This is a genomic window from Paenibacillus sp. FSL R5-0744 (assembly GCF_037972555.1).
Lineage (GTDB): Bacteria > Bacillota > Bacilli > Paenibacillales > Paenibacillaceae > Paenibacillus_AQ.
Map to the genome: position 1 here is coordinate 3,109,787 of NZ_CP150228.1, position 15,047 is coordinate 3,124,833.

18 protein-coding genes are annotated in these 15,047 nt (G+C 39.7%); 16 read left to right on the forward strand and 2 right to left on the reverse strand.

From position 1 onward, the window contains the following. Positions 1 to 21: 21 nt before the first annotated feature. Together MKY19_RS13650 and MKY19_RS13655 are read right to left on the reverse strand one after the other, a co-directional pair. A complete protein-coding gene (locus MKY19_RS13650; RefSeq protein WP_339247880.1) occupies positions 22 to 453 on the reverse strand; it encodes a GNAT family N-acetyltransferase in 432 nt (143 codons plus the stop codon). Between the two features lie 78 nt (positions 454 to 531). After that, a complete protein-coding gene (locus tag MKY19_RS13655; RefSeq protein ID WP_339803559.1) occupies positions 532 to 1,368 on the reverse strand; it encodes an AraC family transcriptional regulator in 837 nt (278 codons plus the stop codon). Between the two features lie 155 nt (positions 1,369 to 1,523). On the opposite strand from MKY19_RS13655, the gene MKY19_RS13660 reads away from it, so the two are divergent. The 16 genes from MKY19_RS13660 to MKY19_RS13735 all read left to right on the forward strand — a co-directional run bounded on the left by MKY19_RS13660 (position 1,524) and on the right by MKY19_RS13735 (position 15,041). Continuing rightward, positions 1,524 to 2,687 (forward strand): Gfo/Idh/MocA family oxidoreductase, encoded by a 1,164-nt coding sequence (locus MKY19_RS13660; RefSeq protein ID WP_339271052.1) that lies wholly within the window; start codon positions 1,524 to 1,526, stop codon positions 2,685 to 2,687. Positions 2,688 to 2,711: 24 nt separating this feature from the next. Continuing rightward, a complete protein-coding gene (locus MKY19_RS13665; RefSeq protein ID WP_339803562.1) occupies positions 2,712 to 3,473 on the forward strand; it encodes a sugar phosphate isomerase/epimerase in 762 nt (253 codons plus the stop codon). Between the two features lie 30 nt (positions 3,474 to 3,503). Beyond that, positions 3,504 to 4,592, forward strand: coding sequence for a Gfo/Idh/MocA family oxidoreductase (locus MKY19_RS13670; RefSeq protein WP_339803564.1), 1,089 nt, complete (start codon positions 3,504 to 3,506; stop codon positions 4,590 to 4,592). A 30-nt stretch (positions 4,593 to 4,622) separates the two neighbouring features. Continuing rightward, complete coding sequence (locus tag MKY19_RS13675) at positions 4,623 to 5,624, forward strand: Gfo/Idh/MocA family oxidoreductase (RefSeq protein ID WP_339803567.1); 1,002 nt, start codon at positions 4,623 to 4,625, stop codon at positions 5,622 to 5,624. Between the two features lie 207 nt (positions 5,625 to 5,831). After that, positions 5,832 to 6,092 carry a hypothetical protein gene (locus MKY19_RS13680; RefSeq protein ID WP_339803570.1) on the forward strand — a complete coding sequence of 87 codons (261 nt, stop codon included), beginning with the start codon at positions 5,832 to 5,834 and terminating at the stop codon, positions 6,090 to 6,092. A 246-nt stretch (positions 6,093 to 6,338) separates the two neighbouring features. Continuing rightward, positions 6,339 to 7,835: a malate:quinone oxidoreductase gene (locus tag MKY19_RS13685; RefSeq protein ID WP_339803573.1), complete on the forward strand. Its 1,497-nt coding sequence runs from the start codon at positions 6,339 to 6,341 to the stop codon at positions 7,833 to 7,835. Positions 7,836 to 7,951: 116 nt separating this feature from the next. After that, on the forward strand, positions 7,952 to 8,419 hold the full coding sequence (locus MKY19_RS13690; protein ID WP_339803577.1) for a DUF2691 family protein: 468 nt from the start codon (positions 7,952 to 7,954) through the stop codon (positions 8,417 to 8,419). A 175-nt stretch (positions 8,420 to 8,594) separates the two neighbouring features. Further along, a complete protein-coding gene (locus MKY19_RS13695) occupies positions 8,595 to 9,251 on the forward strand; it encodes a CatB-related O-acetyltransferase (protein WP_339803580.1) in 657 nt (218 codons plus the stop codon). 155 nt (positions 9,252 to 9,406) lie between these two features. Continuing rightward, positions 9,407 to 9,643, forward strand: a complete 237-nt coding sequence (locus MKY19_RS13700) for a DUF3977 family protein (protein ID WP_339803583.1) — start codon at positions 9,407 to 9,409, stop codon at positions 9,641 to 9,643. A gap of 44 nt (positions 9,644 to 9,687) precedes the next feature. Beyond that, complete coding sequence (locus MKY19_RS13705) at positions 9,688 to 10,338, forward strand: phosphoribulokinase (protein ID WP_339803586.1); 651 nt, start codon at positions 9,688 to 9,690, stop codon at positions 10,336 to 10,338. Continuing rightward, complete coding sequence (pgsA, locus tag MKY19_RS13710) at positions 10,335 to 10,886, forward strand: CDP-diacylglycerol--glycerol-3-phosphate 3-phosphatidyltransferase (protein ID WP_339803589.1); 552 nt, start codon at positions 10,335 to 10,337, stop codon at positions 10,884 to 10,886. Before MKY19_RS13705 ends, pgsA begins: the two co-directional genes overlap by 4 nt. A gap of 282 nt (positions 10,887 to 11,168) precedes the next feature. After that, entirely contained in the window at positions 11,169 to 11,579 is a 411-nt protein-coding gene (locus tag MKY19_RS13715; RefSeq protein ID WP_042187923.1) for a GntR family transcriptional regulator, read from the forward strand. Beyond that, positions 11,576 to 12,262, forward strand: a complete 687-nt coding sequence (locus tag MKY19_RS13720; RefSeq protein ID WP_339803592.1) for an ABC transporter ATP-binding protein — start codon at positions 11,576 to 11,578, stop codon at positions 12,260 to 12,262. The genes MKY19_RS13715 and MKY19_RS13720 overlap by 4 nt, the downstream gene beginning before the upstream one ends. Then, positions 12,259 to 13,104 (forward strand): hypothetical protein, encoded by an 846-nt coding sequence (locus MKY19_RS13725; RefSeq protein WP_339803595.1) that lies wholly within the window; start codon positions 12,259 to 12,261, stop codon positions 13,102 to 13,104. Before MKY19_RS13720 ends, MKY19_RS13725 begins: the two co-directional genes overlap by 4 nt. A 24-nt stretch (positions 13,105 to 13,128) precedes the next feature. Continuing rightward, the gene (locus MKY19_RS13730) at positions 13,129 to 14,328 is read left to right on the forward strand and encodes a hypothetical protein (protein WP_339803597.1); all 1,200 of its coding nucleotides are present in this window, start codon (positions 13,129 to 13,131) and stop codon (positions 14,326 to 14,328) included. Between the two features lie 230 nt (positions 14,329 to 14,558). Continuing rightward, complete coding sequence (locus tag MKY19_RS13735) at positions 14,559 to 15,041, forward strand: DUF2975 domain-containing protein (protein WP_076298949.1); 483 nt, start codon at positions 14,559 to 14,561, stop codon at positions 15,039 to 15,041. Positions 15,042 to 15,047 lie beyond the last annotated feature (6 nt).

Consider the following 15,047-nt stretch of genomic DNA (forward strand, 5'->3'; position numbering starts at 1 on the left):
TCTCTGAAAGTCCCGAATGTATTAAATTATCTTATCAAGTACGAACTGAGCCTTCTTCTGTGAGAATCCAATTCGTGTGTAGAACCGTACGGCATCTTCTCTAGTTTGGTTTGTACGAACTCTTAATTTGTTCACTCCAATTTGTGCTGCCCAGCGTTCACAGGCTTCAACAAGTTGTTTACCGGTTCCTACTCCGCGATGTTGCTGATCGACCACTAAACCACCAATCTCAACAAAGGGTGGAGATTCAATTAACATTCGCACACTGGCATGAATCCATCCTATTAATTGCCTATCCGACTCTGCTACATAAATAACATGATCTTTACGATTTCTGATATCTTGAAGTCTATCTGCTAGCTGTTCGATATTTAAAGGATATCCGAGCTCACTGGATAGTTTTGCAATATCTTGTGTGTCGCTAAATGAAGCTGTCCTAATATGTATGATCATCCGCCACCTTAAAAAAATGTTGTTTCATGCTGTTTTTTATTATAGTTCATCTCATTCAGAGGAACATCTCTATGTGAATTACTTCGTACTATTTCGATAAGTGGATGGGGATAGACCCATCGTCTTTTTGAAATATTTAGAGAAATGAGCCAATTCCATCCCGACTTGTTCCGCAATATCTGAAATGCTGTAATCTGTGTAAGAAAGCTGTCTTTTAGCGTGCTCCATACGTTTCAATTGAACATAGGCCATTGGAGTCACCCCCATGAATCTTTTGAAATAAGGTATAAAATAGTTCGGGTGCAGGTGGACAAGCTCTGCTAGTTCATTAATCTCTATGGGCTTATTTAGACAATTATCGATGTAATGGAGCACATGAGCCAGCTTACCATGGTCTCCGGTGTGTATGAATTGCGTCATAAAGTCTGTGTGACTACTGTCGCTCGATTCAAGACAAGTGGCAATGAGATTAAGCAAACAAGCCTGTGTGCGAAGGATAGATAAGACATCGTCTTTTTGAAATTGTTCGATCATCTCCACGAAAGTTGCCCTTATTGAATCTGGATTAGACGAATCACAGATGTATAATTTTTTCTCCGCATGGAATAAGGGCCATTCTCCAATGTCAGCATCAAAGTGGCAGTAATAACGGATATATGGATCATCGATAGAAGTTTCGGTAGTTTGTGTGCTCCCCGCAGGCATGATCATTAGCTGACCTGGCTTCGGGTAGTAGGTAATCCCGTTTATAATTACTTTCCCCTCACCCCCATCAATAAAATAAAGCCGATTAAAAGCGGGGGTTTCCAGCGTGCGGTTCCATCCGGGATATCTATTACTAAGTTGGGCATGGGTCACAGTAACCTTGAGATTCTGCAGGAGACGTCCTGATAAGTTCCCTGAATTGTTCATCATTTAACTCCTTTAAATCTTTTGTATCCTCATTATAACGGTTTCATTTAACTAAAACATCTTACTCAAATACAAATAGTTCTTAATTTCGATCATGTTCATGTCCTTAAATAAAGTATATCCTCTAACCATAACCATTAATAAGGAAGTGATCAGAGATGGGTACAGTTCGTTATGGGATTATTGGTATTGGAAATATGGGAACCGCACATGCGCAAAGTCTGCTGAGTGAGATTAAGGGGGCTGAACTTACAGCCGTATGTGATATAAGAGAAGAACGTTTGAAATGGGCTGAAGAGCAGTTACCTGAGAATGTTAGGAAGTATTCTACGCCGAAGGAATTATTCGAGTCACGTATCATGGATGCGGTATTAATCTGTACTCCGCATTATGATCACCCTACACTTGCAATCGAAGCTTTTCAGCATGGTTATCATGTACTAGTGGAGAAGCCGGCAGGTGTTTATACGAAAGCTGTTCAACAGATGAATGATGCTGCAGCACAGTCTGACCGCAAATTTGGAATCATGTATAATCAGCGTACAAATCCTTTGTATCAGAAGCTGAGAGATCTTATTCAGTCTGGTGAGTTAGGTGAGATCCGCCGGACGAATTGGATTATTACCGACTGGTATAGATCGCAGAACTACTATAATTCTGGTGGCTGGCGGGCGACATGGGCGGGTGAAGGTGGCGGGGTATTGCTTAATCAAGATCCTCATCAGCTAGATTTATGGCAATGGACGACAGGCATGATGCCGAAGCGGATAAGAGCATTTTGCCACTTTGGAAAATATCGCAACATTGAGGTTGAAGATGATGTAACCGCTTATGTGGAATACGAGAATGGCGCTACAGGTCTGTTTATTACTACAACTGGAGAGGCACCGGGAACTAATCGTTTTGAAATCAATGGCGATAATGGAAAAATCGTAGTGGAAGACGGGAAGCTAACCTTTTGGCGTTTGCGTACACCGGAGCCGCAGTTCAACGCAGAGTTTACGGGAGGTTTCGGTAGTCCGGAATGTTGGAAATGTGAGATACCTGTACAAGATGGCGGAGGGGAGCAGCATAAAGGAATTCTACGGAACTTTACGAATGCCATTTTGCATGATGAGGCATTACTTGCTCCCGGGGAGGAAGGGATTAAGGGGCTAACCCTTTCAAATGCCATGTATTTATCGGCTTGGACGGACAATTGGGTGGAGCTTCCGATGGATTCGGATTTATTCTACGATAAGCTGATGGAAAAAGTAAAAAACTCGACTTTCCAAAAGGAAACCTCAGAAACTAAAACATTGAATGTTAAAGGAACTCATTAAATCGAAAGAGAGAGGTTAAATCCTATGAAACGTTCGACGATAGCGGCTCAAATGTACACGTTACGTGATTATACTCAAACTGCGGAGGATTTAAGATCAACTTTTCAAAAGGTATCGGCAATGGGTTATGAGAGCATTCAGATTTCATCCATTGGACCGATTAATCCGATGCTCGTTAAAGAATATGCGGATGAAGCGGGGCTGGCTATATGTGCGACCCATGTGTCCTGGGATCGGTTAGTGAATGATCTGGATGCGCTTGCCGCAGAGCATAAGCTGTGGAATTGCAAATATATTGGACTTGGAAGTTTACCAGAAGAATTTCGTACGGGACTTGAAAGCTACCGGAACTTTGCGAAATTGATATCTGAAATTGCAATAACATTAAAAGAACAACACGGTCTGCAATTTGTTTATCATAATCATGATTTTGAATTTGAACGCTTTGAAGGTACTACTGGAATGGAAGTATTGCTCAATGAGACTGATCCATCAGTTGGTTTCATACTTGATTTATATTGGGTGCAGGCAGGTGGCGCGAGTCCGGAAGAATGGATACGTAAAGTTGAAGGCAGAATGCAGGTTGTCCATTTAAAGGATATGGCGATTATAGACAGACAGCAAGTCTTTGCTGAGATCGGTGAAGGAAATATGAACTACGGTGAGATTATTACAGCTTGCCGTAGAACAGGTGTTGAATGGTATGTAGTAGAGCAAGATGTTTGCCGTCGTGATCCTTTTGAGAGTCTGGAGATTAGTCTGCGCTATCTGCTTAATCTTTTATAATATCACTTGGAAGCCATTAGGAGGATTCTGATGAATAGAAAAGATGGGATGACCTATGCACCCACATATGAAGCTAAACCTGTAGTGAAGCCAGGTGAATTCATCATCGCAGCTATTGCACTCGATCACGGTCATATTTACGGGATGTGTAATGGGCTGGTTGAGGCTGGTGCAGAGCTGAAATGGGTATATGATCCGGATGAAGAGAAAGTTAGAGCATTCATAGCCAAATATCCTGGAGTTAGGGCTGCTGAGTCTATGGATGAAATATTGGAAGATCCAGAGGTTCGCTTAGTTGCAGCGGCAGCTATTCCTTCAGAACGAGGCCCCTTAGGAAATAAGGTTATGGCTCACGGGAAGGATTATTTTACGGATAAAACCCCTTTTACAACACTTGAACAACTGGATGATGCTAGAGCTATGGTCGCAGCAACCAATCAGAAGTATATGGTTTACTATAGTGAGCGTCTTCATGTTGAAAGCGCAATCTATGCGGGACAGTTGATCCGTCAGGGGGCTATTGGTCGTGTTCTTCAAGTCATTGGATTAGGGCCGCATCGTTTAAATGCATCTAGCCGTCCAGAATGGTTTTTTGAGCGGGAGAAATATGGCGGAATTCTATGCGATATTGGCAGCCACCAAATTGAACAATTTTTGTATTATACAGATTGTCAGGATGCTTCAGTTGTTCACAGTAAGGTAGCTAATTATAATCATTCGTCTTACCCTGAATTAGAGGACTTCGGTGATGCGACGCTTGTTGGGGACAATGGGGCAACCCAATACTTTCGTGTAGATTGGTTTACGCCAGACGGACTCGGAACCTGGGGAGATGGACGTACAATGATCATGGGAACTGAAGGGTACATTGAACTGCGCAAATACAGCGATATCGGGCGTTCAAATACACCGGATCATGTGTACTGGGTGAACGGGGAAGGGGAGCATTACGAACATGTAGCTGGAAAGGTTGGATTTCCGTTCTTTGGTGAACTTATCCTCGATTGTCTGAACCGGACGGAGCTGTCCATGACTCAAGCACATGTCTTCAAAGCTGCTGAACTATGTTTGAAGGCTCAAGCCCAAGCGATGAATCTAACTCCTAATCAACTGAAATAGCGAATGGAATAATGAATGGAGGTGGTAAAGATGAACAAACTTGGAGTAGCGATTATTGGCTGCGGGGCGATATTTCCTCTCCATACTAAAGCAATATCAGCAATAAAAGATGTAAATCTACTTCTAGTTGCAGATATTGATGCTGATAAAGCTACACGAGCGGGAATAGAATATGCCTGCGATGCCACTGATGATTATAGAGAAATATTAAATGATAATCGTATTGATGTTGTTCATCTCTGTACACCTCATCATCTTCATGCAGAAATGGCTGAAGAGCTATTACGTGCGGGGAAGCACGTGTTAACTGAAAAGCCAATCGCCGTGGACCTTCCTTCAGCCATGCGCATGCTGAAAGCAGCGCAAGTGAGCTCCGGCCAGCTTGGTGTGGTGTTCCAGAATCGTTATAATGATGCTTCCGTTTATATTAAGAAGACTATAGATTCTGGTGGTTTAGGGAAACTGCTTTGTATGAAAGGTGTCGTAACCTGGCATCGAAACGAAAGTTACTACAAAGATAGCAATTGGAGAGGAAGGTGGTCCACGGAAGGCGGAGGTGTTCTAATTAATCAGACCATTCATACCTTGGATTTACTACAGTGGTATGGGGGTGAGATTAAATCCGTGAAAGGCAGTATTACCACGGATGTGCTTGATGGCGTCATTGAAGTAGAAGATACTGCCCATGCTTGTATCGACTTTGCCAATAGTGTTCGCGGGCTGTTTTATGGCACGAATACCTATCTTGAGAACTCTCCGGTGGAGTTGGAGCTAGTTTTTGAAGAGGGGACGCTTAACCTCCGTCGAGAGCACTTATATCTTTGGAAAGATGGGAAGGAAACCTTGGTTTGTGAGCCTATTTTCAGTCCTGCGGAAGGCAAATCGTATTGGGGGACTGGGCATAAGAGACTAATTGAGGACTTCTATGACCATATTTTCAGTGGATCAAAGTTTTGGCTGGATGGTCCTGAGGGGATAAAGGCGCTGGAACTGGTGAAGCGTATTTATAGCTCATCGCAGAGGAACAAATAAGTCATAAATATAGCGAAGGCTGTTCCATATGTAGATTTATCTACGAATGAGGCAGCTTTTTCGTGTTTAGGGACTTCCCGCATTTGGTTAAACACTAAGAAGACTACGACTTGCAGAGGAAGATGGATTTGATTAATTCTCCTTAGTGGAATAATCTAAAGTAAGTATAGGTTATTAACAGCAAGATATCTGGAGGGTGCATACAATATGGAGAAAATACTACAGAACATTAGAACGAACACCAAGCTAATTTCCATTGTGCAGACCATTGTTTTTATCTTTGTCATATTATACGTACTGATGTTTCTTTCTGGTGGATTATTCACCACCTTTTTTATTATGCTTTTTGCTTGTTTTGTTGGTGTAATTGCTGCTTTACTCATGCTAATTCGAAAAAGCTTCTTATGGGCAATTGTTGATCTTGCTGCTGCGGGCAGTATGTTCATTTATTTTATTTATAATGCTTAACTGTTATTAATCCTTGCAAGAAGCGGGTTTATGGCTGTAGCATAAGCTCCTTAACCTGGAGGACTTATTTCTCTCTTTTTTGCAAGCTTTTAAATAATTTATTTTTTTCATATAATAGTAGATATTAAATTTATAAATAATTGTAATACACTCGGATAAGGGTATAATTGAGACAGAAAAGGTGTGACGCCTAAGAAGGAGCGCCCACATCCTTTCTGCAAAATTCAGGGGATAAGGATGGTAATAATGGGCAAAAGTGCAACTGAAACAGACGTCATTTTAATTGGTGCTGGAATCATGAGTGCGACTTTAGGAACACTTTTAAAAGAATTAGTGCCGGATTGGAAGATTAAAGTGTTTGAAAAGCTCGAAAATGCAGGTGAGGAAAGCTCTAATGAATGGAATAATGCAGGAACTGGACATGCGGCGCTCTGCGAGCTTAACTACACTGTCGAAAAATCCGACGGAACTGTAGATATAAGTAAAGCCATCCAAATTAATGAACAGTTTCAACTTTCAATGCAATTTTGGTCTTATTTGGTAAAACGTAAGTTGATACATAACCCTCAGGACTTTATCATGCCCTTGCCCCATATGAGTTTGGTACTAGGGGAGAAGAATGTAGCTTTTTTGAAGAGAAGATTTGAAGCGCTGTCAAAAAATCCTTTGTTCCAAGGAATGGAATTTTCCGATGACTCTAGCAAATTAATGGAATGGATACCGCTTATTATACAAAATCGTCCATCGAATGAACCTATAGCAGCAACAAAAATCGACTCAGGCACAGATGTTAACTTTGGCGCTTTAACGCGTATGTTATTTGATCACTTAAAGAGTAAGAATGTAGATCTCCATTATAAACATAGTGTAGATGGAATCAAACGTACTGGCGATGGGTCGTGGGACTTGAGAGTGAAGAACGACAGCGGTACTATTGAACACCATACTGCAAAATTTGTCTTTGTTGGTGGCGGGGGAGGAAGCTTGCATATCCTGCAAAAATCCGGTATTCCTGAAGGGAAACATATTGGAGGATTCCCGGTAAGTGGAATATTTATGGTGTGTAATAAACCAGAAGTTATAGCCCAGCATCATGCAAAAGTATACGGTAAAGCTAAGGTTGGAGCGCCTCCAATGTCTGTTCCGCATCTGGACACTAGATTTATTGACAACAAAAAATCGTTGTTATTTGGACCGTTTGCTGGCTTCTCACCAAAATTTTTAAAAACCGGTTCAATGTTTGATTTGATCACTTCCGTAAAACCCGATAATCTCCTAACGATGCTGTCGGCAGGTGCAAAGAACATGTCTTTGACCAAATACCTGATCGAGCAAGTGTTGTTATCGAAAGAAAAACGCATGGAGGAATTACGAGAGTTTATCCCGAATGCCAAAATAGAGGATTGGGATCTAGTTGTAGCAGGCCAACGCGTACAGGTAATCAAAGATACAGAGGATGGCAAAGGAATCCTTCAATTCGGTACAGAGGTAATTAGCGCCGCAGATGGTTCGATTGCAGCATTGCTTGGGGCTTCCCCAGGTGCTTCTACGGCTGTTCATGTGATGCTTGAAGTACTTAATAAATGTTTCCCTCAGCATATAAAAGAGTGGGAACCGAAAATTAAAGAAATGATTCCTTCTTATGGCCTGTCACTACTGGAAAATCCAGAGCTTTTGCATGAAGTGCACACATTAACGGCAACTACATTGGGTCTAGGTGGAAAAGAGCGAGTGCATAGTTAAGCAATGATCAATTGCTCGAAAGTATGATAATTGACAGAGATTTTCTTCAAGAAAGCCTATGGATTTCATTCATAGGTTTTTTGTTTAGGGAAATTGAACAGAAAAGTGGGATATATATGAAACGAGGAATCACTTTTAAGATTCCAAATGATTACGGGAAAGTACTTGGAGATCTTTTAAAGCCATTTAATACCGAAACATTCAATTGGTATATAGGTGGCGAGGAGTCTTATTTTATTCAAAACGATACATTAGGAGAGGTCATGTTCCATGAAGAAATTTATGGAATGGACGGCAGCGTTCTGAAAGAACTTTTGGAGAATAACGAATACTATATCATCTTTGCGAACTTCAAGGCTTTTCTACGAGAGAAGGATGTAATTGATGTTCAGACCTATGAGGAGTTCTTAAATAGTGATTGCCAGCTTGTACTTTTAGTCGTCGATTGTGAATATGCTACGGTTTATTGTAAAGACCAGGGGATGCTTGAAGCACTGTGTCATAACGTAATTTCAAATGGATATGATGATGTTCAGTACATTACGAATGAGAATGACTTCAGAACAAGATTATCAGTATGGTAGAAGAGAAACCGTAAGGTTGATTTGACGAACAAATCATTCATTTGTTACAATGACCCCATCAATTAGGAAAAGGATGAGGACGATGGTTCGTCGTTTGAAACGGTTTAAGAATGTCGCTACTGTATCAAGCTTCTAAGTATAAATGCTATAGATTACTTAGAAGCGAGGGAAAAGAATGAAACAACAGCTGTTTAACCACTGGTCAGAAACGAAGTATTTAAATGATATTGTTACCAACCCAATGATTGAGGTAGGGGATTACTCGTACTACTCTGGGTATTACGATAATCATCATTTTGAAGACGGGTGCGTCAGATATCTTTGGGGAGACGAAACGTCAAGAAAGTTATTTAACCCGATCGAAGATTTTGGGTGGCATTTAGATAAATTGATTATAGGAAATTATGTTTGTATTGCAAGTGGTGTAATTATTTTAATGGGTGGAAATCACAATCATCATCCTGAATGGATTACCGTGTATCCTTTTGTGGACCAGATTGAAACCTCTTACGAACCTAAAGGTGATACGATCATAGAAAGTGATGCTTGGATTGGGATGAATGCAATGATTATGCCAGGTGTGAAAATAGGTGAAGGTGCTATTGTTGCGGCAGGCTCGGTTGTTGTAAAAGACGTTCCACCATATACAATAGTAGGTGGCAATCCTGCTAAAGAGATTAGAAAACGATTTACAGATCGTGAAATCGAAAAGTTAAAGGAAATGCGTTGGTTTGATTGGAAACGTGAGAAAATTGAACAAGCTGCGTCTATCTTTTCAAGTTCATCGATTGATCAATTATATGAGTTTTATCTAAGAGAAATAAAATCATAACACAATCACAACAGGCTGCCGCAAATATTCGGCAGCCTGTTCTTTTATCAGTTAAGGTAGTTTAACAATAATTGTTATTTACCAGATTAATCCTAATTAGTATGATAATATGAATGGGCTCATCTAATCTCTTGGGAGGAGAGTGTGCTAGATATATGAAATATATTGAATTTGGTCTAGGCAATACATGGTTTATTAGAACCGAAACGGAGTTAGAGGATGGAAGTGAATTTGAAGAAAAAGGAATTATGAAACCGGTAAGGTTCCATTCTCTATATATCAGGATTTGGATTGGTAAAACTGTAGTAATCCTAGACTTAAAGCAAGGTTTTAAAAAAAGTAAGAAAAGTTATAACGCGTTTAAGATTATTTTTGGTATAACAAGTCTCTAGAATGGAGGAGCATACATATAACGACAAGATGGAGGAAACTAACTATGGATAAAATATTAAATGAAATAGCCAATTTGATAAGCAGTGAGGAAAAAAGAGTTACTATTGGGATTTCGGGTCATGGTGCATCTGGAAAGACAACATTTGCCCATAATCTTTTAAAGCTTCTGGGTCATGAGAAAGTGAATTATATGAATACTGATCCCTATATTATCGGCTCTCATCTTAGAAAGTACACTGTAATCGATTATGATTATAACAATGAACGTCATCGTAATAAAATGACAGCTTGTCATCCTTCTGCTCATAATATATCTGCTCTAGAGAGAGACATCCGAATGATGCGAGATGGTTTAGATTTTTATACAATAGACACCAATTATTTAAAGAGTGCAATGATAGCTTCACAAAACAGAGTGAATATTGTAGAGGGCATGAGCGTTGCTTTTGCAGACCCGAATTTGTTTGATCTGAAGGTGTACTTATATACGGATGGAGACACTGAATTGATGAGAAGGAGTATGCGTGATGTCTCTGAAAGAGGAACAGACATCAAATATTTAAGAAAATCTCATGAAGACCGTAGAATTCAATATGAGTTATTTATGCATCCTTTTCATCGAAACTTTGATATCATTATAAATAATTCCAATGAAGGTTATATTCTTGAAAATGAATTCAGGAGGGAATTATGAATCTTGCAAATAAAGTAACAATCGCCAGAATATTATTAATCCCCATCTTTATAGTGCTTTTCTCAAAATATCCTGATTGGCCAGAGGGGATTTATTATGCAGCTATTGTTTTTTTACTCGCTTCAGCAACAGATAAACTAGATGGATATATTGCTAGGAAGTATAATCAAGTTACGAACCTTGGAAAGTTACTTGATCCATTAGCGGATAAGTTGCTCATTTCTGCTGCGTTGATTCTACTGGTAAGTCAGCAGATGTTATACGCATGGGTTGCTTTAGTTATTGTAGCGAGGGAAGTGATCATTACAGGGATTAGACTTGTTGCTGTCACTCAGAAAATAGTGTTGCAAGCTGATCGATACGGAAAAATTAAAATGGTATCGCAAGTTGTAGCAATTACTGCAGTTATGTTTACAAACCATCCATTCACCCTTTTTACGAAAATACCTATCGATCAAATCCTAATCTATATTTCACTAGTCATAACTATCTATTCAGGATTTAACTACATAAGAAATAACTATCGTTTTTTAAAATTAGAAGCATGAGCTCGATAAAAAGGTTGCTGAATAACAAATAGATAAAGGCGAATTCTCACTCCATTTCGAGTAAGAATTCGCCTTTATTTTATGTATATCCTTGTGTTTTTTACTTTAATAACGTCAATATATTTATGAGATTTACTGCAAATAAACCCATAACCCTTGCATGTGTATGCCAAGTCTAAGCTCAAATCTGAACTATTGACACAAAAGTGTATTACACGTATAGTACATAAATAAGATGTATGAACCACTTAGTACACACACTTAGTATATGGAGTTGGTTGTATGACAGAAGAACAAAAATCAGGTGTCAGCTTTAATATTCGAGAACCGGTATATATTCAAGTTGTCCGTTACTTTAAAGAACAGATTGCTACAGGGCAAATCGGAGCAGGAGACAAGATTCCTTCACGGCGTGAGCTGGCATCAGTAATGAAGATTAATGCGAACACGGCACAGAAGGCATATAAGGAAATGGAGGAACAGGGTTTGATCGTAACAGAAGGAAATTCCCCAAGTCGAATTACACAGGATCAGCAAATACTAAGCTCGATTCGTGCTGAATTAATCGAAAGTGCAGTGGATATATTCATCGGTTCCATTCGGAATATTCAAATTCCAGTTGAAGAACTGGTAGACATCATAAAGACAAAATATACATCGGAGCGATCTCCAGAGGGTGGTGACACAAGATGATCCAAGTGAATCAGATGGTGAAGAATTACGGATTCAAGAAGGTACTAAATGGCGTTAGCTTCACTGCTGCCAAGGGAGAGATCACCTGCCTGATCGGAATCAATGGTGCCGGAAAGTCAACGGTGCTGAAGTCCATCATGGGACTGACACCATACAAAGGTGAAGTCTTAATCGATAATGCATCACTAACACCTGCGATGTATGAGAAAATGACTTTTATTCCAGATTCGTTAACGATGCCCTCCAATATGCGAATAGCTGATTGCTTCAGCTTTATGGCTGACTTTTATCGGAATTGGAACGCTGAACGTGCAGAGGAATTGCTTAAGTTCTTCCAGTTGAGCTCAAAAGATCGCGTGTCTTCATTGTCGAAGGGGATGGCTGCAAAGTTAAATTTGTTGCTCGGACTTGCCTTGGATTGTGATTACATCCTAATGGACGAACCGTTCTCGGGGATTGATATGTTCAGCCGCGAGCAAATTACTGATGTGTTCACGAGTGAATTGATCGAGGATCGTGGTGTGATTATTACAACTCATGAAATTAACGATATTGAGCATTTAATTGATAAAGTGGTCTTGCTACAGCATGGGAAGGTAGAACGTGAATTCTACTGTGAAGAAGTTCGCGAGCAGGAAGGTAAGTCCATTACGGACGTAATGAGAGAGGTGTACATGAAATGAGAGCTTTTGTGAAGCTATTGAATTTTGAAATGAACCGATTTGCCAAAATATATTTTGGACTCCTGGTGCTGACAGTCGCCTTGCAACTTGTAGCAGTCACCCTCGGTGCTAATCATTGGCTGGATTCTGCGAATGAGGTAATGAGAGTGAATCAATGGACCCTTGAGCAATATCACAATGTGACTGGATATATTCAGCTAAACAGTATGATGTATGCTCGCTATAATGGACTTCTATATTTCGGACCCATATTTTTGAGCATCACAGTGTTGCTAATATATAGCTGCTTCATCTGGTACCGTGACTGGAGAGGTAAAAATACGGTAGTATATCGCCTGCTCACGTTGCCATCCAATCGGGCAAATTTGTATTTTGCCAAGCTGGTTACGATCTTGCTATTCGCAATTGGACTTGTCGCCCTGCAAATTATCCTTGTTCCACTGGAGCGTTTGATAGCACAGTCGATTCTTCCTGCTGAATTATATCGGAACATCTCGGTATTTGATTTTTTGAAGTATCCTACTGTGCTTAAAGTTCTGGTTCCGCCCTACTTTTCTGAGTTTGTACTATACTATGGACTGGGCATTATTGGCTTGATCGTCTTGTTCACAGTGATTCTAATCGAGCGGAGCTACAGACTGAAAGGGATTGGCTTTATCGTACTATATTTAGCGGTGCTGGCTGGACTAGCCTCAATACCATTTCTTATGGGTTATAGCAGTTACGATAGCTACTTCTATCCAGGTGAAATCATAGGCGCTTGTCTCGGATTAATAGTGATCATTGTTGGAGGTTCGCTTTGGTACAGCTTGTATCTATTGCGTAAGAAAATATCGGTATAATTGAAGGGGTATGGAGGTTAAGGAATGAGAAAATATATGGTTACCGCCGTTCTTGTAGTGTTCGCGGTTGTTACAATCGGGACGTATTATGTACAAGCTTCACAAGAGACACCACCTAATTATAAGCTGACGACGGTTCAAGGGGATGCTTCCCTCGTTGAAGGTATAGCTGTATACGGAAACTACATGATTAAGGATAGTACTTTTGGCATCAAACGAGCTTATATCACGACAAATGGTACAGATTATCCAGATGAAAAGTCGGCGATTAGCCAAAGCTTAAATCGAAGACCAATGAAAACGCAATTGGATCAGTGGATTGAAGAGCATCGTCAGTTCATGCGCGGTAAGACAAACACATCTGGTTTCTATGAGAATGAGGAAATGCTTGCTTATGTTAAGGCGACAGTAGATGCGAAGCGATCAAATGATTTATCAGCGAAGAGAAATGCAAAGCTTAGTATTTCTGTACTCAACAAGCAGAAGAACAATACGCTTGAAATCACATCCGATATCAATGTAGATCATGATATTTCAGATATGTATGTACAAAATGTACAGCTTATTGATCAGCAGCTTGTTGCTATGGTGTTTATGAATCACAGTGCCAAAGGTTATGTATCTGAACCGCAGATCCTCCGTGTCAATCTAACCACAAAAGAGATTAAGAATGAGCCGCTCGCGTTACCAGGCGGTAAATCTGTAGCGGCAGATGGGGATACTCAATATGCATGGCTAGCCAATCAAAATCTGGAGCACACTGAGCAATGGATTTTAAGGATTAGTAGAGATAATCATAGAAAGGCATATCAAGTGGATGTCAAGACAGGGCAAATCTCGCCGCTCACGTTCCAAGGGCATGAAATGTTATTGAATAATATTATGTACGCCTATGGACAGAAAATTTATTTCCTGAAAAAAGCTGTATCGAGTAAGGAAAATATAGGATTCACTGTTATTTCTTACGATCTCGTGAGTAAAGAATATGAGACTACTCTGAAGAATACAAATATAGATTTAAGTGAAAACATTACCTATGCTTTTAAACAAGACCATCTCTATATTATGGGTTATAAGAATTTCAAAGGTAATCGTCTATATGTATTCAATTTGACAAGCGGTAACCTTGAGTACGAAGGAAAAGTAATATCAACAGAGGCCGCAAATCAGGCTGAAGATGAAGCTAACATGGATTTGAATTTTATCGATCTCGGTCAGTTCTAGCATAATTTTTAGAATAGAAAATGAGATATAAAGAGACATAAAGAGATATAAAGAGATATAAAAAGGTGACAAAGGCCGGGCTAATGACTTTTAATAGTCAATTAGCTCGGCCTTTTTAGTCGTGAAATATAAAACAGTCATTAAACACTATTTTTCGATTAAAATATATTGTAAAACGATAAACTATATGTTAGATTCAATTTTGAAAATAACTTTGTGAGGTGTGTTTTATGAAACTTGGATCAACGCTTTTTTTAAGGATAGCTGTTGTTCTTATTGGACTTCCAGTTCTTGCCTTGTGTATAATTTTTGTGCCTGCGATTTCGAATTATGCAGCAGAATTATACCCTGATCAAACCTATATTAAATATCTCTTGTACATTGATTTGTATGCATCGGCGATACCTTTTTACTTTGCATTGTATCAAGCGATCAAACTGTTAGGGTATATTGACAACAACAACGCTTTCTCAGAATTATCTGTAAAGGTATTAAAAAATATCAGGAACTGTGCAATTGCAATCAGTGGAATTTATGTAGTGGGATTGCCACTTTTCTATCTCGTCGCGGAGAGAGATGATGCCCCGGGGTTCATTGTCATTGGGGTGGTTGTGATTTTTGCTTCCATGGTGATTGCAGTGTTTGCTGCGGTGCTCCAAAAGCTTTTGAAGGAAGCTATTGATATAAAATCAGAAAATGACTTAACGGTCTGAGGAGAA